Origin of the sequence: Occultella glacieicola (genome assembly GCF_004353825.1) — a bacterium.
In the GTDB taxonomy this organism is placed as follows: domain Bacteria; phylum Actinomycetota; class Actinomycetes; order Actinomycetales; family Beutenbergiaceae; genus Occultella; species Occultella glacieicola.
The window spans coordinates 160,294-178,042 of sequence record NZ_SMNA01000007.1; the positions used below are offsets into that span (position 1 = coordinate 160,294).

Consider the following 17,749-nt stretch of genomic DNA (forward strand, 5'->3'; position numbering starts at 1 on the left):
GCCGCAGAAGCACACCAGAGAGGTCCGGCATACAGGTTGACCCGGGAACGGCCCGGGCCGGGTGCTCAGACACCGCGCGCAAACTCACCGTCTGGTCACTCGTCAGCACAGCTCGCTCTCAAATCGAGAGCGGGCCATTCGTGTTGGCCGAGAGGGTATATCGGCTGATGGTTACCGGGAACTGGGGAAGGGGAGCCGCTCCGGGGACAGCCCTCGCGCAGCGAGGTCCATCGATCAGTGGAGGTGAGCAGCATGGACGACATCACGAGGGACCACCTCGGTCGGATGGTGTGCGACCACGAGACTCCAGGTGGTGCGCCCAAGTGCCCACTCTGCCGCCGGATCGTCCTCGACCTCCACGCCCCGAGCGATGCGAAGGTCAAGGCATGGCGCAGGCGGAACCGCGCCGGCACCCCGATGCCCGACTGGTTCAAGCAGCAGCTCACTCAGATGACCGAGCCCAAGCCCGAGCATCCCGACCTCCTCGATGGAGGTGCGTGGTGACCGGGGCATGGTCTGGACGGGTGGTGATGAACGAGCGTGCCCGCCTGGCGAAGCGGCTACCCGCGCCGTGCTGTCGGTGTGGCAAGCCGGTGCTGCCCGGGCAGAAGTGGCACGTGGACCACTACCCGATCCCGCGTGAGTTCGGCGGCACCGAGACTCACCCGGCCCACGAGCACTGCAACACCAGCGAGGGTGGCAAGCGCGGCGCGGCGATCACGAACGCACGACGACAACCGACCGCGTCGGCCGCGATGCGACCCGAGCGAGACCGAGGGATCAGAGGGATATGAAGCATCTGACCGACACCAAACCGGCGACACTTTTTGAGTTCGGCACGGAAGTCCTCGCATGGCGTCCCCTCCCGTTCTCTCCCTACCCCATCACGCGAGGTGGGCGACGTCGGGCCAAGCCAACATTCATCTCACGCATACCGCGCGACACGAACATAGCGACAGCGGTCAAGGGTGCCGACCTGTTCAAGTTGCCGATCACGACGCAGGGCGAGCAGGTCGCCGGGGTCCTGGAGTCGCTCGCCCCGGACGGGACCCCGTTGTATCCAACGGTCGCGATCCTCATGCCTAGACGTTCGACCAAGACCACCTCGATCTGGAATGTTCTCCTCGGCCGCTGCTACGCCCACCCTGGCTACAAGGTGGTCACGACGGCGCAGGACGGGATTCGCGCCCGGAACAAGTTCCGCGAGGTCCAGCGTGCTCTCGACGCGTTCGGGTTCAAGGAGCGCGGACTGGGCAAGCTCTACTGGGGCAACGGGTTCGAAGCGATCGAGTGGGCGAACGGGTCGAGGATGTGGGTGGTCCCACCCGACGCCGCCGCGTTCCGGTCCGAAGCTGCTGACTGCATGCTCTTCGATGAGGCCGGCGAACTGGACGAGGCGACGTCCGAGGACCTCGTCGCGGGTGCTCTGCCGCTCATGGACACCCGCCCGATGGGTCAGGTCATCATCACCGGCACCCCGTCACCGCGCCGGGCCGCCCTCCTGTGGGACACCCTCCAGGAGGGCCGCGACCGCAAGAAGCGTGACGTCGGGATCGTGGACTACTCGCTCCGTGACGACGAACCGTCCGTGCTCTACCCCGATGGTGAGGACTCCGAACCGGTCCTGAACGAGAAGCTGCTCTACCGGGTGCACCCCGGCATCGGCACCCTGACCACCATCAAGAAGATGCGCGCCCGGTTCGCGAAGATGACCCTGGTCAAGTTCGAGGCCGAGTACTTCTGCCGGTTCCCGACCGACCACACCGTGACCGCGATCAACCCAGCGAAGTGGGACACCGCCCGCGCCGAGGTCCTCCCGGTCCGGCCCGACCGCGTCGGCCTGGCGTTCGACGTCGCCCCGGACTCATCCGCCGCCGCCCTGGTCGCGGCGTGGCGAGACGAGGACGGCCGCGCCCATATCGAGGTGATCGGCTACCGGTCCGGCGTCGCGTGGCTCCCCGGCGCGGGCAAGGCCGCGGCGATCAAGCACCGGTGCGCGGTCGCCTACGACGTGATCGGTGCGAACACGAACCCGGCCGACACCATGCACCGGTCCCGCGTCCAGGTCACCGGCTACAACATCCGCCACCAGCAAGGCGCACAGCAGCGGTTCGTCGACGAGCTCGACCGCGAGAACCTGACCCACTACGACCAGACCGACCTCAACCTCGCGGCCGAGGGTGCGAACTGGCGCAACGTGAACGAGGGCGGTCGCCTGTTCGGGAGGAAGGCATCCGCGTCCGACGTGTCCCCGATCGTCGCCGCCGCCCTGGCGCTCTGGCAGTACGACCAGGTCCCCGACCGCCAACCCATGAAGATCCGTACCACCGCGACACGCTGAGCCGCAATGCGCAAATAGTGGGCAATGCACAGAAGCGGCGCTATGCTCCTGCCCATGGGCATCCGGAGTGTGTTCGACCTCGCTAGTCGGGTCGCGTCCGGGACTGCCCTGCCCAAGACCACCCGGCTCGCGTCGCCCTACGCCGGGGCGAACACCCTGACCAAGGTCGCGGTCGCGGACATGTGGGGCGAGGACGGTCCGCTGTTCGCGACCTACCTCGACGCGATGCGCGTCCCGGCGATCGTCAAGGGCCGAGCACTGATCGTCGGCACCCTCTCCCGGCAGCCGCTCGCGAAGTTCCGAGGCTCCGAAAAGGTCAAGTCCGACCCGTGGATGTACCGGACCTCGACCGCACAGAACCCGCAGGCACGGATGCTCTGGACCATCGATGACTGCATCATGTACGGCTCGTCCCTGTGGGCTGTCCAGCGTGGCAGCAAGGAGCAGATCACGGATGCGATCCGGGTCCTGCCCGATGAGTGGGAACTGGACGACGACCTCCGGATCAAGGTCCGAGGCCAGAAGGTCGACGCCGATGAAGTGATCCTGTTCGAGGGTCCGCAGCTTGGCCTGCTCGAAATCGCCGCCGCCGACATTCGCGCCTCGATCGCGATGGGCCGCTCGTGGGCGCAGCGGGTCGACTCCCCGGTCCCGCTCGTCGCACTCAAGATCGAGGACGCGAACCACGAACCCACGGACGACGAGGCTGACCAACTGATCGAGAGTTGGGAGACTGCGCGCCGTAAGGGCGGCACTGCGCTCCTGCCCTACGGCCTCGGCATGGACGTTCACGGCGAGACGCCCACCGACCTGTACGTCAACGGTCGCAACGCTGCCCGCCTGGACTGGGCGAACTACCTCGCGTTGCCGGCGTCCCTGCTCGACGGGTCCACCGCGACCGCGTCGCTCACGTACTCCACGAAGCAGGACTCCCGGAACGAACTCGTGGATTTGTCCCTCGCCTACTGGGCGACCCCGATCGAGGCGCGCCTGTCCCAGGACGACGTCGTCCCCTCCGGCACCCGAACCGCGTTCGACCTCGAATATCTCGCATCCCCGACCCAGCCGACCCAGTCGCCGGCCCGAGAGGACTGACCATGACCACCATGAAGATCGCGGGGACACTCCTCGCAACCGACGCGGGCGACCGCACCCTGACCTACCTCCTGGCCCCGTTCGGCGAGCCGGGCCGCACGAACCTCGGGAAGGTCACCCTGACCGCGTCGTCCTTCACGGTCCCCGAGGACGTGACCGACCTCGGCATCAACGTCGAACACGAACGCACGACGCCGGTCGCGAAGTTCGCCCGGGTCGAGGCGACCGACGCCGGCTATGAGGCCGACGTCCGGTTCCTCGCCACGAGGGCCGGTGACGACGCCCTGACCGAGGCCCGCGAGGGTGTCCGCAAGGGCATCAGCGTGGAGGTAGACCAGCCGGTGATCCGCGACGGGAAGATGCTCGCCGGCCTGCTCTCCGGGGCCGGCCTGTGCGTCACCCCGGCGTTCACCTCCGCGCAGCTCGTCGCCGCCGACGCCGGGGAACTGCCGGACCACATGGCCGACACCGACTCCGAGACCGTCTCCACCGAGACGATCACGATCGACGGCAAGGAGTACGTCCGCAAGACCACGTCCAAGTACACCTCCGAGACCACGCCCGTGGCCTCGGCCGACGACCCCACCGAGGGCGACGATGAAGGAGACAACACCATGGGTGACACCACCCTCGCCGCGTCGGCCCCGGCCGGCGGCCCCGCCGCGATGCGCGGCAAGTCCGGCCCGAAGATCGATTCGGCCGAGTCGCTGTTCGCGACCCTCGCGAAGGCGTTCGCGGCCGACGACCGGCAGATGCTCGCCGCCCTGGACCAGGGCATCGCCGCCGACCTCGCGTCGGCGCAGCAGCCGCAGTGGGCCGGTGAGGTGTGGGCCCGCCGCACGCACCGTCAGCGGTTCATCCCGCTGTTCACCTCCGGGCCGCTGAACGCCCTCAAGATCACCGGGTGGAAGTTCGCGCCCCGGTCGGGCACGGCGCCGCAGCCGCCGGCCACGCCGACCGTGGCGACCTACGCCGGCTACCCGGCCGAGCCGAACTCGACCGAGGTCAAGACCGGGCCGGTCACGATCACCGCGTCCCGGCTCGCCGGGGCGAACGAGTTCGACCGGGCGTTCGTGGACTTCGACACCCCGGAGTTCTGGGCCGGGTTCTTTCGTGAGTCCGCGAACGACCTGTCCCGCAAGCTCGACACGGCGGCCGAGACGCACCTGTTCACCTCGGGCAACTACGTCGAGGTCGACGGCGGGACCGTCCCGTCCGGGGTCTCGACCGCCGCGGCCTACATCGTGGACGGGGTCCTCGCGATCCAGGACGTGGCCGTCCCGGACTTCGCGGTCATCGGTGTGGACCTGTGGCGTGAGTTCGCCCTGACCCGCAAGGACGACGCCCTGGAGTACCTGAGCGCGATGCTCGGACTCGACCCCGCCGAGGGCCGGTTCGACACGTTCAAGTTCATCCCGTCCAGCCACGCCAGCGTGGCCGGGTCCGTGCTCGTCGGAGCGTCCGACTCGCACACCTTCTACGGCCCCAAGACCGTCCGGGCCTCCACGGTCGACATCGCCAAGGGTGGCGTGGTGGAGGGCCTGTTCGGGTACTACGCCGCGAACACCGGCTCCGACAGCGCGTTCGCCCTCGTCGCCGCCGCCGCGTGACCGACCGATGAGCGAACCGGGAGGAGGTGAACAGGTGGTGGACTGGTTGACACCCGTGGAGGTAGTCACGGATGCGTACTGGCCGTCGTGCCCGTTGGTGCCCGCCGACGAGGTCGATGCCAAGGCGCTGGACCGCCTGCTCACCTCCGCCCGGATCCAGTGCGAGGAGTTCGCGCCCACCCTCGCCGAGGGTGCCGACGTCCCGGAGAACTGGCGGCTCGCGCAAGCATTCCAAGCCCGGGCCCTGTACCGGTCGGCCCGGGCCGGGTCTCAGGACCGGCTCGGGGAGGACGGGCTGGCCGTCACCGTGTTCCCGATGGACTGGACCGTGAAGAACCTCCTGCGGCCCAAGCGCGGAAAGTTCGTGGTCCGATGAGCCTCGCGACCGACGTCGCCGACGACCTCCGGGTGCGCCTCGGCAAGCCCTACGTAGTGAGGGGGTTCCTGCCCACGGTCGACGCAGTCCCCCACCCGACCGTCGCGGTCTGGCAGACCCGAGTCGTGAAGGCCCCGCTCCTCGGGCACAACGTCCTCCAGTTCGAAATCACCGTCCAGGTGATCGTCGGGGAGGAGGACATGGCCGCCGCAGACCGCGCCCTCGACGTCGCACTACTGGACGTCCTGGACGCACTCCAGCGGATCAGTCTCGTGGACTGGACCGGGGCCGACCGTGTCGTCCGTGAGGACGCTCACCACGCCTACAACATCAACTGTCAAGCCCTCGCCAAGATCGGAGAATGACCATGGCCGTCGTGCCCATCACCAGCCCGTACTCCCTCAAGAACGCCGCCCTCACCATCGACGTGGACGACTTCACCGCCGCTGTCTCCCAGGTCCAGTTCAACCCGCGCACCCAGTCCTCGACCTGGCGCGGCATCAGCGGGAACACCATCCGCGACCAGGCCGTGGCCGAGTGGGACTGCCAGCTCGGCCTCGCGCAGGATCTCGCCCCCAGTGGTCTGCTCCGCTACCTCCTCGACCACGACGGCGAGCAGAAGGACGTCGTGTTCACCCCCGTCGAGACCGAGGGCGGGAACGACCTCACGATCGAGGCGACCCTGGTCATCAGCGCGGCGACCATCGGTGGCACCGCCGGAGCGGACGTGACGACCGCGACCGCGACGTGCGCGGTCATCGGCAAGCCCGAGTTCGTCGACCCGACCTGACCGTCAACTGAGGGTTGACGTCATGTTGAGCGTGGAGGACCACCGCGAGCTGCAAGCTGCTGTGCTCGCGTTGAAGGCTGCCCCGCGTGCGCTCAGGACGGCGATCAACAAGACCACCCGGGAGACGATGAACCCGGAGTGGAAGGCCCTCGTCTCGGCGAACGCATCCGGCCTCCGGAACCCCGGGAGCCGGGTGCTCACGTCCGGGGCGAAGATCAAGGCCGGTAACCCTCCGGTCGCGCAGGCCGCGCAGTCCCGCCGGGGGATCGGCGAGGGCAAGCGGCTCGTCCCGAACGAGCACTACTTCCTGTGGGAGTTCGGTGTCGGGAACCCGGAGAAGGTCTCGACCTACACCCGCAAGTCCAAGAACGGCGGCACCCACCAGGTGCGTCGCCGCACGAACCGGGGCAAGCCGCGCCTGGTCAAGGCGGGCCGAGTGTTCTACCCGGCGTTCGCTGAACTCGCACCCCGCATGGTCTCCCTGTGGGTGCAGACCATCGTGAAGATTTACGCCGACGCACTGGAGGGGAACCGTGGCTAAGGGCCTCAACCTTGAGTTCGTCGCCGACGTCCGCCGCTTCATCGCCGGCACGGACGACATCGAACGCAGCCTTGACGAGGTCTCCGACTCGCTCGACACCATGGCCCGCGACGCCGACCGGGCCGGCGACAAGGTCAGCGACTCCCTGGAGCAGGTCGGCGACGACGCGAAGGACGCCGGCCGCGACCTCGAGCGCGGCCTGGAGGACGGCACCGACGCAGCCGCCGACGAGGCCACCCGCCTGGAGCGCACGTTCAAGGACACGTTCGACACGGTCAAGCGTGAGTCCAAGGGTGCCGGTGACGACGTCTCCCGGAACACCAAGCGCGGCATGGACGACGCCGCCGACTCCACCGAGACCTTCAAGAACGAAGCCCGGCAGAACCTGTCCGAGTCCGTGTCATCGTTCCGTGGCGACGTCGAGGACATCCCGCAGCTCGTCCAGGACGTGTTCGGCGGGGTCGCCGCCGACCTCGGCCCCGCCGGCCTGATCGGCGGCACCCTCGTCGCCGCCGGCATCGGCCTCGGCGTCGCCTACCTCCAGGGTGCCGCCGAGAAGGCCGAGGAACTGAAGGACCACACCATCGACCTCGCGAAGCAGATTCAGGAGGTCGGCGGGGACCTGAACCGGCTCGACCTCGGCGCGATCTTCGATGACTGGGCGTTCGCGATCGGCGACACCAAGGAGTTCTGGGAGGTCTGGCAGAACGCCCCGATCACGAACGTTGAGCAAATGGCGACTGCGATGGACGCGCTCGGGGTGTCGGCCACCGACATGTATGCCGCACTCACCGACCCCAACGGGCCCGAGGGGCAACGCATCCTTGAGCAGATCATCGACACCCTCGCGAACACAGGCGGCATGTCCGACGAGACCACGAACGCGCTCGTGCACATGCGCGACGCGATCCGCGACGGGAACCTGTCCCTGGAGGACGCCACCGAACTCCAGCAGACCTACCAGGCCGCGATCGAGGGAACCACGGTCGAGGCGATCAAGGCCCGGGAGGCGGAGGAGGAGCTACGCGAGGAGCGGGAGACTTCCCGCGACGTGCTGTTCGGGTTGAACGACGCCACCGCCGGGTACTACGAAGCGCTCCAGGCCGCGAACGAGGCCCTGTCCGAGAATGGTGCCGGGCTGAACCTCGCCACTGAGCGGGGCCGCGAGAACCAGGCCGCGCTCGACGCGCAGGCGCAGGCGTCCTACGACTACATCCAAGCCCTGATCGACTCCGGTGCCGCCGAGGACGACGTGACCACCGCCGTCGACCAGCACCGTGCCGCGCTCCGAGAGCAAGCCACACAGATGGGCATGACCGAGACGCAGGCGCAGACCTACATCGACACCATCCTCGGCACCCCGAGCAACATCAACACCACGTTCAACGTGACCGACAACGGCACCGCCGCCGCGACCGAGCAGCGGATCAACAACATCCCGTCCAGCCTCCGCGTGCCCGTGAACGTGGACGGGGCCGGCCTCCAGGGCCAACTGGACGAGCAGCTCCGCCGCCTCCGCGTCAACGCGATTCAGGCACCCCTACGCATCGGGACGAGGGTGGCGTAATGGCGACCAGGACCAACCTCATCCGGAACCCCTCAGCCGAGATCGACACCGCGAACGCGTCGCAGAAGGGCGAGTTCTCAAGCACGCTTGCGCGTTCCACGGACCGGGCGTGGACCGGCATCGCCTCGTTCAAGGTCACCTCTACCGGTATTGGGCAACTAGAGCACAAGAAGCAGCTCGGTATGGCTGCCTGGGTTGACCCGGTTGCACCCGGAACCACGGTCAATGTCAAGGCGCGCATCTACGTTCCCGGCACCAACCAGCACGGTCCGAGGTATGTGTTCTGGTACCACCACCATCCCGCCACTGAGACACACAGTGAGGGATGGGTCTATGCCGGCAGTGACGGGGATATGCAGGTGAACACCTGGATAACCCACGACAGGACGATGACCTCCGAGGTCTACATGATCGACGGCTACGCCGTCGTGGTCACGAACGACAGTGATGGGCCTTGGGCCGCCGCCGACGTTGTTTACTTCGATGGGCTCCAGGCCGAACTCGGTACCGAGTCCGGGGAGTACTTCGACGGGGACACCCTCGACACCCTGGAGTACGCCTTCAACTGGTCCGGCACCCCGCACAACTCCGAGTCCACCATGGACTGGATCGGGCCTACCCTGTTCACCGCAACACCGGACCCGGCCAACGGGAACATCCTCCTGGACATCACCCCGGGCACCAGCTCGACCGTGGACGCGATCACCCGCACCGACGCCAACGGAACGCACCCGGTCCGGCTACTGCCGAACCAGCTGCCGACCCCGTCGCAGCTCATCGTGCGCGACTACGAGGCCGCCCTGACCGGCCCGGTCACGTATACCCTGACCGGTGCCGGTGGTTCCCAGGTGACGACGTCCCTCGGGTCGGATCACCCGTGGCTGTTCGTGCCCGTCTATCCGCAGTTCTCCGCCGCCGTGGAGTCCGTCACCGGGTACACCTCGGACCGGGCCACCCAGACCACCGTGCACCAGGTGATCGGCCGCCCGGACCCGCTCGTCACGATCGGTCGCCTCCAGACCAGGGCCGGGACCCTGGAGATTTGGTGCGCCTCCCACGCCGACGCGCTCACCGTCCAGAACGTCTACAGCCTCGGGCACGCCGTGATGCTCCGCCAGGTCGAGCACGCCGGCCTGGACATGTACCACTTCGCCCGGGCCGTCACCGTCGACCCGTTCGCCCCTCAGGGTGCCCGCACCCGGTGGCGGGTCGCGGTCGACTACGTCGAGGTCAACCGTCCCACGGCCGACCTCGCCGGTTCCCTCGGGTGGAACTACTCCGAGCTGGCCGCCGCGCACACGTCCTACTTCGAAGTCGCGTTCACCTACGCGGACTACAACGCCCTCCTAGTCGGACCACTCACATGACCGCCCCGTTCATGGAGCAGGCCGCCACCGCGATCAACGAACCGATCACGCACGTGTGGCGGATCGAGGCGTGGCCTCCCGGCGCGACCGAGGGCATCCCGTTGGCCGTGAACAACGGCACCCTCACCTACGACGAGGCGTGGGCCCCGCACGTGCAGGCGTCCCTGCAATGCCAGGTCCCGACCGACCAGGCCACCCTCGACGCCCTCGACCCCCGAACCAACTGCCGCATCCATATCTACCTCGGGTACGTCTACCAGCGCGGCACCGAGGACGTGCACCTCATCGCCGACCTCGGACTGTTCGCCCGGACCGTGAACCGGCCGCAAAACACCATGGACCTGTCGGCGATGTCGGACGAGATACGCCTACTCTCGAACGCCTGGTTGGGTGGTGCCCAACCGCCCAAGACGGGTGCCGCCGAGGCCCTCGTCTGGACGATCAACGCCGGCCTTGACCCGATCAACGCGGGCAGCATCGACACGCAGATCGGAACCGAGGTCGCGGCCGACCAGCTCACCGAACTCGCGATCGGGTACGGCGACTCCTACGGGTCGCTGTTCACCACCATTCAGGACTCCACCGAGACGTGGGCCTACTGCCCGGGTGCGGTCGCCGGGCACTGGGTGATCCGATACCGGCCCACTCTGGCGGGCCGCTCGGCAGCCCAGTTCACCACGGGTCCCGGTGGGAACGTGTTCGAGTCCGAGGCCGACCTGTCCCGCGAGGACTGGCACAACGCGGTTCTCGTCCGGCACCGGTGGAAGGACACCGGCGGCACCGATCACGAGGTGCGCGGCATCGCGGTCATCAACTCCGGTGCCCATGGGGCCGTCAGTGTCGGCCGTCACGTCCTGACCATCGACCGCACCACGCCGACCAGCCAATCCGCCGCCGACGCCGCGGCCGCCGCGAAGGTCCGCCGCACCATCAGCCGAGGGCGTCAGTTCAATGTCAGCGTCCCGGCCGCGTACTGGGTGCGCCCCGGTCACACCGTGACCATCCAGTTGCCCACAGGCCCGCAGGAACGCCACCTCGTGGCATCCGTCGAGTTCCGGTTCCCCTCTGGGGACATGTCCGTCCGAACCCGCGTCCCCGAGAACGTCACCATCACGGAAGGTGAATGACCCATGCCCAGCACACCCGCAGGACTGCCCTACCCGTCCGGGAACGACCAGCCCAACGTGCCCTACGACGTGCAGCAGCTCGCCGAGGCGCTCGACCCCATGGTCAACGACACTGGATGGGTGCCCATCGATGTGTACGCCGGCTACGAGACCAAGTCCGGGACCCCCGCCGTCCGACGCATCGGCCCCGTCGTGTACGCCCGGGGCGTGATCGGTCCCACGGCCGGCACCATGGCCGCCTCCCAGACCGTCTATATCGGGCGGGTGCCAGTAGGGTTCCGTGTCGCCGAGTCGCTCTGGTTCGCGGCCGGCACCACGGCGGGTCAGCCTGCCGCAACCCTGGTCCAACTCTCGGACGGGCAGATTCAGGCCCGGACGCCGAACCTCGCTGTGTCCTACGTGGGTCTGTCCAGCATGAGTTACCCGGTCGACTGATGCGCACCCCAACCCAGGCCGTCGAGTGGGCGAACCGGGTCAAGGCCGGCTACTCCGGCTACTGCCTCCAGTTCGTCCGGTCCGCGTTCGGCGTCGCCGCGAAGCACGCCAGCGCGAAGGACGCGTGGCTCGCCACCACCCGCCGCCACACCGACCGCACCCCACCCGCCGGGGTGCCCGTGTGGTTCTCGTTCGACTCCGGCGTGAACCGCAACTACTGGCACGTCGCGATCAGCCTCGGAGGCGGCCGCATCCGCACGACCTCCTACCCCCGGTCCGGCGTCGTCGGCAACACCACCATCACCGGACTGGAAAAGGCGTGGTCCGGCGTCGGCACCACCTACCTCGGCTGGTCCGAGGACATCAACGGGGTCCGGGTCTACACCCCCGCCGCCCCGCCGCCCGCACCATCCGCCCCGAGTCCTGAGGAGGACGACATGCCCACAGTTGGAGAAATCTGGTCCGCCGAGTTCGGACGAGGAGACCGCCGCATCACTGCCGGCGACCTCATCACGCAGGTGGACGACATCCTCGCCGAGGTCGCCGACCTCCGCGTCGAGGTAGGCAACATCACCAAGATCGTCGCGAGCCTCGACACCAGCGAATCCAGGGTCAAGCAGCTCTACGACCGCCGCACCTCGATCGACAAGATCGGGCCGCTGCTCGACCGGGTCGACGCCCTCGCCGACCTGGTCGAGAAGGCCCTCACCAACAACCGGGAGGTCTGACCATGGACGAGTACACACCCAAGGTCCCCGACCGGGTCCGCACGTGGGCCTACGGCGTCGGCATCGGCCTCGGCCTCGGTGCCGCACCCGCGCTGCTCGCCCTCAACCAGCCGGCCCTCGCCGGGGTCGCCGCCGCCCTGGCCGGCGCAGCGAACGCCCTCGCGTTCGGCTACCGACCCACCCGGCCCAGCGCAAGCTAATGAGTGTCCAGGGTGAGGGGAGCATCCCGCTGCCGACGCGCCTGGAGCGGATCGAGAAGAACCTGTCCGAGGTCCTCGAAACCGTCCAGGCGCTCGACGGCCGGGACAAGGCCGACCTCGTCCGCTACGAGCACCTCGCCGCCCGTGTCTCCGCGCTGGAGTCGTGGCGCACGTGGCTCGAGCGGATCGTCGGTGGTGTCGTGATCCTCGCGGTCCTCGCGGGCGCGATCATCACGCGATAGCGAGGACGGTTCGGCGTAGCGCGTCGTCGGGGACCTGGACGTAGACCCGGGTGGTCACCGGCGACGCGTGGCCCAGTAGTGTCTGCACACTCAGTAGGTCCCGGTCGACCCCATAGGCCCGGGTCGCGAAACGATGCCGCAGCGCGTGCATGGTCACGTCCTCGGGCAGGAGCCCGGTGACGAGTTTCCCGACCCACCTCGGCGAGAGGTGCCCGCCGTCGTCGCCCGGGAACGCCCACCCGCCGCCCGCGTTGTGGATCAGGGTCCGCAGCTCCAGCGCTAGCCCGGGGGAGAGCGGCACGGTCCTCTCCCGGGAGCCCTTCCCGTGCACGACCAGGGACCAGCCGCCGAGGTCCTCGACCAGGTCCCGGTGATGGACCTGTGCGACCTCGGCGCGGCGTAGACCGGCCTCGGCCGCGAGGCGCACCATCACCCGTTCCCGAGGTCGAGCGACCCGCATCGCGAGGTCCACCGCCGTGTTCGACGCCGGCCTCGGTCGCGGCTCGCTCGCACGCACAGGTGCCAGCCCAGCGGCCGGCGACGTCGCCACCCGCCCCGAGGTGACGCCCCACGCGTAGAAGGACCGCAGCGAGGCGCGCACGCCCCGCCTCGTCTCCCTCGCCCACGTCCTCGACCCGGTCCACTCGACCAGGTCGTCCCCGGTCACGTCCCACGGCCCGCACGGTATCGCCGCAGCGCACCAGCGCAGGTGCTCCCGCCGGGTCCCGATCGTCGTTTCAACTCGTCCGGCCGCTCGGAGCGACACGGTCCAACGGTCGATTGCCTCACTCCATTGTGTGTTCATAGTCATCGCTATCGGCCGATCGTGACGGCTTGTTCGTGGTCAACCCGGGGTTGACGGCCCCATCGCTTGTGGGCGGCCTGCTTGGTCGTGCCGGTCGCGGCCCCGATCTGCTCCCAGGTGGCCCCGTTCGCGTGGACCGACCGTGCCGCGTTGTCGATCGCCTCGTCCACGGCCGCACGCAGCGCGACCAGGTCGGCGAGGTCCTCCGGGTCCGCGAGGGCCATGCGCCGCGACGCGGCCCGCAGGATGCGACGCGTGAACGCCATGAACTCGGCGTGGTCCCCGCCGCCCATCACGAGCCACCCTCGATCCGGACCGGACCAGCGACCCGCAGCACGTCGTGAGTGTGTGAGTGAGCCGTCCCGGCCGTGCGAGCCTCGTCCCGGTCGGCGTGCTCGGACCAGTGCCCGCACTCACCACAGAGGACCTCGACGCTCCCGCCTGCCCCGGACATGAGCACGACGGGCAGTCGCGCGCTCATGCCGCACGCTCCTCGGCGGGCCGCAGCTCGACCACGTTCGAGCGGCCCTCAGACTCCGGATCAGAAGGTTGGGGGTTCGAGTCCCTCCGGGCGCGCAGAAAAGGGCCAGATTCCAACGAATCTGGCCCTTTCGCGTGTCCCTCTCCTCGTGCCGTATCCCCCCGCGTGCCGTCTGCCTCCGCGCTCTCGAGGACGATCTATGACCGGCGCGCCGGCGGTGTCGGCCTCGGCGTGTCGGGCATGCGAAGCGGGGTCACGGCACGGCGGGCCAGTTCGCCGATGGCGGCGTCCACCCGTGGCAGGTGTTGCTCGGGCCGGACCGCTTGGGTGAGAACGGCGACGGCGATCGGGTACTCGTGCGGAAAGTGGACGACGGCGGCTTCATGGCGGAGGCTGCCGAGGGAGCCGGTCTTGCCGAAGATGGTGACATCGTCGTGGGGAAATCCTGAGCCGATGCGGTGGCGCCAGGCCTGGCGGGCCATGGCGGCCCGCACTAGGTCATGGGCCCGGCCGGCCCGCGACCAGAGGATGCGCAGCACCGCCGTCAGCTGGTCCGGCGTGGCGGCGCTCGAGTAGGCGGGATCGTACTGCGAGGTGTACGTCGGGTGGTCCGGGTCGGCCAGAGCGCGGAGCGCCGCTGGCCGGTCGGCGCTCTCGGTGTCACGGAGGATCGCTCGGGTCTCCTCGGCGGAGCTCTGTCGGACGAGCGCCGCCGGAAGTCCGAGCTGGGTCAGACGATGGTGGATCCGCCCGGACCGGATACGGCCGAAGATGGCGTCGCCTGCAGCGTTGTCCGAGATGGTCAGCATGAGCCGGATGAGGTCGCGTTGGGTCATGGTGACGTCGTCCTGGAGCACAGCAATACCGGTGGGGCCCGGCATGCGGGCGCCGGCGGCCAGGCGCAGGGGTTCGGCGGGGTCGAGCTCGCCGGCCTCGACCAGGTCAGCCCAGACCAGGGCCAAGGGAAGTTTGTACACGGACGCGATCGCGACCTCGACGTCGGCGGCCAGTCCGAGAGGCTCTGTCGGCTCGGAGAGGCGGACCGCATGGACATGGGCCCGCACGCCCGCGTCGCGGGCGATCTGCTCGAGGTCGTGTCGATGGTCGCGTTGGCTCATCGGGTCAGCGCCTGCTCAAGGGCCTGCGTCGCCCTATCGTGATCGATCTCGGGGCGCCGGTGGTTGGGGTGGGGGGCGATGACCCGCACCCGCAGGGGCGGTAGCGCGGGGTCGTGGACGGCGCCCCTGGGTGCGGGGACGATCTCGGCCGTGTTGCCGGCCGCCAGCAGTGCTCGGCGTTGGGTGGCATCCGGCGCCTCGACCACCGAGCCGCTGTGTCCCGCGCGTCGGAGCGCATCGATGAACTGGTCGTGGGCCGGTGGCTGGTGATGTCGGGGAGGCACGGCGATCGGGAGGGAGCAGGCTGCCAACGAGTCCGATCCCGATGGTCCTTCCAGACGGGTGGGTAGCACGAGCACGGTGCCTGCGGTGAGGCCGTCGATGATGCCTGGGTGCCGGACGACGGCAAGGTCCAGGAGGCCATCGCGCAGCAGGTCCGCCAGCTCGACGCTGCCACCGACCGTCGGCACGACGCCGTCCCCGGTCCCGGCGAGGACGCGGACCACGGCATCGGTCAGGTGGTCCAGGTCGGTTGCCACACCGAGGCGGACCTGGTGGGAAACCAGGAGTTCTGCGGCTTGGTCCTGGAGGGCGATGGCGAGGCGCAGGAGGTCACGAGAGAGCGGGAGCAACGCCTGACCTGCAGGCGTGATCCGGACACCGCGCGAGTCGCGGTCGAACAAGCGCACCCCGAGGTGACGTTCGAGCTTTCGGACTCCCTGCGACAGCGGCGGCTGGGTCATGGCCAGATCGCGCGCCGCGTCCCCGAAGTGACGCGAGTCGGCCACGGCCACGAAGAAGCGCAAATGGCGCAACAGATCCATTCCGCTCACGATAGCCATAGCGACTCGATTCCAGTCGCCGATAGTCTTTGACTCCTGCCGCGGCGTGCCACAGGGTTGCCGCATGGAAAATGAGCGCACTGCAGTCAAGTCCGACTCGCCCACCACGATCGGCCGCCGCTCCGTGCTCGCCGCAGCGGCGGCCACGCCACTGGTCGGTCTGGCGCCGAGCGCGTGGGCCGGGTCGCGTGCGCATCCTCAGCCAGGGTTCGCGCGCTTCGAGTGGCTGGGCACCGCGGGATGGCGGGTTCGGACGCCGACGACGACCCTCCTGGTCGATCCCTACCTGAGTCGCTTCGACGTCGGCCTCGCAGCAGGCCGGTTCGAGAAGGAGGCCCCCTTGACGCTCGATGAGGCGGCGGTCGACGCCGTGCTCGGTACTGCCGGAAGTGCAGCCGGCGCCGTCGATGCGGTGTTGGTCTCGCACACGCACTGGGATCACTTCGCCGACGTCCCGCACATCGCCGCGACCCGAGACTCGACGGTGTTCACCACGTTGAGCGGGTACCACCTCGCGCAGTCGATGGGGTTGCCCGCCGGCCAGGTGGCCGTCGTGAAAGGAGGCGAGCAGCTACGCATCGGTGATGTCGTGGTGCGAGTCGTCCGCTCCCTGCACAGCCGCAGTGGTGGTGGTGGTCTGCTGTTCCCCGGCACCCGGGTGCACGTGCCCGAGCCGCCCACGACCATCGCCGATCTGCCCGAGGGCGACACCCTCGGATTTGTGATCCGGTCGCCGGAGGGCCGGGGTGTGCTCATCCTCGGTGCCAGCGACTACGACGACCAGGCGCTGAGCGGCCTCGAGGTGGAGACGGTCATGGTGCCGGTGCCCAGCAGCGACGTGACCGCAGGCTATGCCGAACGGTTGATGAGCGCGTTGGCACGGCCCCGTACGGTCGTCCTGGTCCATTGGGACAACTTCGAGACCCCCCTGTCCAACCCGCCTCGGGCTGACTCGGTGACGCGCGAGCGGATGGACTCGCTGATCGCCGACCTCCGCCGGCACTCGCCGCGGACCCGGGTCCTCACGCCCCAGTACCTCACACCGCTGGATCTGCTGTGAGCACGGCGGCGACCGCCAAGGGTGCGCGGCCGCGCACGTGGCCGTGGGTGCTTGTCCTTTCCGGCTTTGCGACCGGCCTGCTCGGTCTGCTCCCGTGGCTGCTCACCGGGGCGAGGCTGCCGTTGCAGAACCTGTGGGATACCGAGATCCGTCCCGGTGACATGCCGCTGGTTCTGCTGCCGTTCAGCCAGTACGCCCTCACCCTGCTGCCCGGCATGCTGGTCTGGGGCTCCGCTCTCGCTGGGTGCGTGGTCCGGCTCCATCCGGTCCATGCCCGGCTGAGGGGAGCCATGGTGGCGACGCTGGGCTTCCTGGCGGTGGCGGTGATCGCGACCTCGCAGACCGCGCTGGTGGTTCACGGCGGATTGCGTGCCGATGACCCCAGAACCGACCGGTACTTCGTGGCGGTCCTGAGCGTGATCGTCGCCTCGGTCGTGGTCGGGATTGTGGTGCTCGCGCTGCTGGCCTGCGGACGGCGCCCGAGTGCCTCGATCGCTGCGACCGTAGCGGCGCTGGCCGGCGGGATCTGGCTCGACGCACTCATCGCGACCCCGTTCGGCGGCGCACCGTCGACCCTGCAGGTGGAACTCCTGAGCTACTCCCGCTGGCTCCCAGCGCTATTCGTCGGCGCCGTGCTTGTGTGGTGTGGCGTCGGCGGGCTTGGCAACGCGGTGGCGTGGGCGGTCAGTCCCGTGCTGCTGTGGGTACTGCCGGCCGGCTTCACCGCGGTCAACTACGCAGCCGGTTCTCGGGTGCTGGCCGGAGATCTCGAGGAGATGCGTGACGCCGCGCTCGACGTCTTCAGGTCGGCGCTGGGCCCGGCCGGACCTTCACTGGAGTATGCGGGGGTCGCGTTGGGCCTCGGTGTGCTCGGCACCGTCATTCGCGCATGCCACGCGCGCCGGCGGGCCTCCTCGAATGGTGCCTCCGACACGACGCCGGCGCAGCGGGCACCGTTGCCCGATCGGGCAGTTCCTCGCTCAAAGGCCTGACGCGCCATGGTCCGGGCCGCTACTGTCACCGG

Annotated in this window: 22 protein-coding genes and 1 tRNA gene; 18 read left to right on the plus strand and 5 right to left on the minus strand. The window is 69.0% G+C overall.

Annotated features, from left to right (window positions below):
* Positions 1-252 precede the first annotated feature (252 nt).
* From EXU48_RS15660 to EXU48_RS15730, 15 genes are all read left to right on the plus strand, one after another.
* A complete protein-coding gene (locus EXU48_RS15660; protein WP_133108615.1) occupies positions 253-504 on the plus strand; it encodes a hypothetical protein in 252 nt (83 codons plus the stop codon).
* A 481-nt stretch (positions 505-985) separates the two neighbouring features.
* Positions 986-2,341 carry a hypothetical protein gene (locus EXU48_RS15665; protein ID WP_133108616.1) on the plus strand — a complete coding sequence of 452 codons (1,356 nt, stop codon included), beginning with the start codon at positions 986-988 and terminating at the stop codon, positions 2,339-2,341.
* 54 nt (positions 2,342-2,395) lie between these two features.
* Complete coding sequence (locus EXU48_RS15670) at positions 2,396-3,436, plus strand: phage portal protein (protein WP_165962845.1); 1,041 nt, start codon at positions 2,396-2,398, stop codon at positions 3,434-3,436.
* A 2-nt stretch (positions 3,437-3,438) separates the two neighbouring features.
* Entirely contained in the window at positions 3,439-5,046 is a 1,608-nt protein-coding gene (locus tag EXU48_RS15675) for a hypothetical protein (protein WP_133108618.1), read from the plus strand.
* Between the two features lie 37 nt (positions 5,047-5,083).
* Complete coding sequence (locus EXU48_RS15680; RefSeq protein WP_133108619.1) at positions 5,084-5,422, plus strand: hypothetical protein; 339 nt, start codon at positions 5,084-5,086, stop codon at positions 5,420-5,422.
* Positions 5,419-5,787: a hypothetical protein gene (locus tag EXU48_RS15685; RefSeq protein ID WP_133108620.1), complete on the plus strand. Its 369-nt coding sequence runs from the start codon at positions 5,419-5,421 to the stop codon at positions 5,785-5,787. The genes EXU48_RS15680 and EXU48_RS15685 overlap by 4 nt, the downstream gene beginning before the upstream one ends.
* An 11-nt stretch (positions 5,788-5,798) precedes the next feature.
* Positions 5,799-6,212 (plus strand): hypothetical protein, encoded by a 414-nt coding sequence (locus tag EXU48_RS15690; RefSeq protein ID WP_133108621.1) that lies wholly within the window; start codon positions 5,799-5,801, stop codon positions 6,210-6,212.
* 22 nt (positions 6,213-6,234) lie between these two features.
* Positions 6,235-6,753, plus strand: a complete 519-nt coding sequence (locus tag EXU48_RS15695; protein ID WP_133108622.1) for a hypothetical protein — start codon at positions 6,235-6,237, stop codon at positions 6,751-6,753.
* Positions 6,746-8,320 carry a hypothetical protein gene (locus EXU48_RS24540; protein ID WP_165962846.1) on the plus strand — a complete coding sequence of 525 codons (1,575 nt, stop codon included), beginning with the start codon at positions 6,746-6,748 and terminating at the stop codon, positions 8,318-8,320. The genes EXU48_RS15695 and EXU48_RS24540 overlap by 8 nt, the downstream gene beginning before the upstream one ends.
* Before the next feature lie 359 nt (positions 8,321-8,679).
* Positions 8,680-9,687 carry a hypothetical protein gene (locus EXU48_RS15705; protein WP_133108623.1) on the plus strand — a complete coding sequence of 336 codons (1,008 nt, stop codon included), beginning with the start codon at positions 8,680-8,682 and terminating at the stop codon, positions 9,685-9,687.
* Positions 9,684-10,814, plus strand: a complete 1,131-nt coding sequence (locus tag EXU48_RS15710) for a hypothetical protein (RefSeq protein ID WP_133108624.1) — start codon at positions 9,684-9,686, stop codon at positions 10,812-10,814. Before EXU48_RS15705 ends, EXU48_RS15710 begins: the two co-directional genes overlap by 4 nt.
* Positions 10,815-10,817: 3 nt before the next feature.
* Positions 10,818-11,249 carry a hypothetical protein gene (locus tag EXU48_RS15715; RefSeq protein ID WP_133108625.1) on the plus strand — a complete coding sequence of 144 codons (432 nt, stop codon included), beginning with the start codon at positions 10,818-10,820 and terminating at the stop codon, positions 11,247-11,249.
* Positions 11,249-11,977 (plus strand): hypothetical protein, encoded by a 729-nt coding sequence (locus EXU48_RS15720; protein WP_133108626.1) that lies wholly within the window; start codon positions 11,249-11,251, stop codon positions 11,975-11,977. The genes EXU48_RS15715 and EXU48_RS15720 overlap by 1 nt, the downstream gene beginning before the upstream one ends.
* A 2-nt stretch (positions 11,978-11,979) precedes the next feature.
* Positions 11,980-12,177 (plus strand): hypothetical protein, encoded by a 198-nt coding sequence (locus EXU48_RS15725; protein ID WP_133108627.1) that lies wholly within the window; start codon positions 11,980-11,982, stop codon positions 12,175-12,177.
* Positions 12,177-12,419, plus strand: coding sequence for a hypothetical protein (locus EXU48_RS15730; protein ID WP_133108628.1), 243 nt, complete (start codon positions 12,177-12,179; stop codon positions 12,417-12,419). The genes EXU48_RS15725 and EXU48_RS15730 overlap by 1 nt, the downstream gene beginning before the upstream one ends.
* On the opposite strand, the gene EXU48_RS15735 is transcribed toward EXU48_RS15730, so the two are convergent.
* The 3 genes from EXU48_RS15735 to EXU48_RS15745 form a co-directional block, all read right to left on the minus strand.
* Positions 12,409-13,086, minus strand: a complete 678-nt coding sequence (locus tag EXU48_RS15735) for a tyrosine-type recombinase/integrase (RefSeq protein ID WP_207947771.1) — start codon at positions 13,084-13,086, stop codon at positions 12,409-12,411. The two genes, EXU48_RS15730 and EXU48_RS15735, sit on opposite strands and share 11 nt — an antisense overlap.
* Positions 13,087-13,232: 146 nt before the next feature.
* Positions 13,233-13,517 carry a hypothetical protein gene (locus EXU48_RS15740; RefSeq protein WP_133108630.1) on the minus strand — a complete coding sequence of 95 codons (285 nt, stop codon included), beginning with the start codon at positions 13,515-13,517 and terminating at the stop codon, positions 13,233-13,235.
* Positions 13,517-13,705 (minus strand): hypothetical protein, encoded by a 189-nt coding sequence (locus tag EXU48_RS15745; protein WP_133108631.1) that lies wholly within the window; start codon positions 13,703-13,705, stop codon positions 13,517-13,519. Before EXU48_RS15745 ends, EXU48_RS15740 begins: the two co-directional genes overlap by 1 nt.
* A gap of 15 nt (positions 13,706-13,720) precedes the next feature.
* Here EXU48_RS15745 and EXU48_RS24545 point away from each other — a divergent pair.
* Positions 13,721-13,800, plus strand: a tRNA-Arg gene (locus EXU48_RS24545).
* 102 nt (positions 13,801-13,902) lie between these two features.
* Here the strand turns inward: EXU48_RS24545 and EXU48_RS15750 are convergent.
* Both EXU48_RS15750 and EXU48_RS15755 read right to left on the minus strand, forming a co-directional pair.
* Complete coding sequence (locus EXU48_RS15750) at positions 13,903-14,823, minus strand: serine hydrolase (protein WP_133108632.1); 921 nt, start codon at positions 14,821-14,823, stop codon at positions 13,903-13,905.
* The gene (locus tag EXU48_RS15755) at positions 14,820-15,812 is read right to left on the minus strand and encodes a LysR family transcriptional regulator (RefSeq protein WP_235857060.1); all 993 of its coding nucleotides are present in this window, start codon (positions 15,810-15,812) and stop codon (positions 14,820-14,822) included. The genes EXU48_RS15750 and EXU48_RS15755 overlap by 4 nt, the downstream gene beginning before the upstream one ends.
* Between EXU48_RS15755 and EXU48_RS15760 the strand changes: the two genes are divergently transcribed.
* Both EXU48_RS15760 and EXU48_RS15765 read left to right on the plus strand, forming a co-directional pair.
* Entirely contained in the window at positions 15,730-16,725 is a 996-nt protein-coding gene (locus tag EXU48_RS15760) for an MBL fold metallo-hydrolase (RefSeq protein ID WP_133108633.1), read from the plus strand. The genes EXU48_RS15755 and EXU48_RS15760 overlap by 83 nt on opposite strands.
* A complete protein-coding gene (locus EXU48_RS15765) occupies positions 16,722-17,717 on the plus strand; it encodes a hypothetical protein (RefSeq protein ID WP_133108634.1) in 996 nt (331 codons plus the stop codon). The genes EXU48_RS15760 and EXU48_RS15765 overlap by 4 nt, the downstream gene beginning before the upstream one ends.
* Positions 17,718-17,749: the final 32 nt, after the last annotated feature.

What these genes read in the sequence shown, in the direction of transcription:
- EXU48_RS15660 (WP_133108615.1), top strand. Translation starts at nt 253, where the DNA reads ATGGACGACATCACGAGGGACCACCTCGGTCGGATGGTGTGCGACCAC.
- EXU48_RS15670 (WP_165962845.1), top strand. Translation starts at nt 2,396, where the DNA reads ATGGGCATCCGGAGTGTGTTCGACCTCGCTAGTCGGGTCGCGTCCGGG.
- EXU48_RS15675 (WP_133108618.1), top strand. Translation starts at nt 3,439, where the DNA reads ATGACCACCATGAAGATCGCGGGGACACTCCTCGCAACCGACGCGGGC.
- EXU48_RS15685 (WP_133108620.1), top strand. Translation starts at nt 5,419, where the DNA reads ATGAGCCTCGCGACCGACGTCGCCGACGACCTCCGGGTGCGCCTCGGC.
- EXU48_RS15695 (WP_133108622.1), top strand. Translation starts at nt 6,235, where the DNA reads ATGTTGAGCGTGGAGGACCACCGCGAGCTGCAAGCTGCTGTGCTCGCG.
- EXU48_RS15710 (WP_133108624.1), top strand. Translation starts at nt 9,684, where the DNA reads ATGACCGCCCCGTTCATGGAGCAGGCCGCCACCGCGATCAACGAACCG.
- EXU48_RS15715 (WP_133108625.1), top strand. Translation starts at nt 10,818, where the DNA reads ATGCCCAGCACACCCGCAGGACTGCCCTACCCGTCCGGGAACGACCAG.
- EXU48_RS15720 (WP_133108626.1), top strand. Translation starts at nt 11,249, where the DNA reads ATGCGCACCCCAACCCAGGCCGTCGAGTGGGCGAACCGGGTCAAGGCC.
- EXU48_RS15725 (WP_133108627.1), top strand. Translation starts at nt 11,980, where the DNA reads ATGGACGAGTACACACCCAAGGTCCCCGACCGGGTCCGCACGTGGGCC.
- EXU48_RS15730 (WP_133108628.1), top strand. Translation starts at nt 12,177, where the DNA reads ATGAGTGTCCAGGGTGAGGGGAGCATCCCGCTGCCGACGCGCCTGGAG.
- EXU48_RS15740 (WP_133108630.1), bottom strand. Translation starts at nt 13,517, where the DNA reads ATGGGCGGCGGGGACCACGCCGAGTTCATGGCGTTCACGCGTCGCATC.
- EXU48_RS15745 (WP_133108631.1), bottom strand. Translation starts at nt 13,705, where the DNA reads ATGAGCGCGCGACTGCCCGTCGTGCTCATGTCCGGGGCAGGCGGGAGC.
- EXU48_RS15750 (WP_133108632.1), bottom strand. Translation starts at nt 14,823, where the DNA reads ATGAGCCAACGCGACCATCGACACGACCTCGAGCAGATCGCCCGCGAC.
- EXU48_RS15760 (WP_133108633.1), top strand. Translation starts at nt 15,730, where the DNA reads ATGGAAAATGAGCGCACTGCAGTCAAGTCCGACTCGCCCACCACGATC.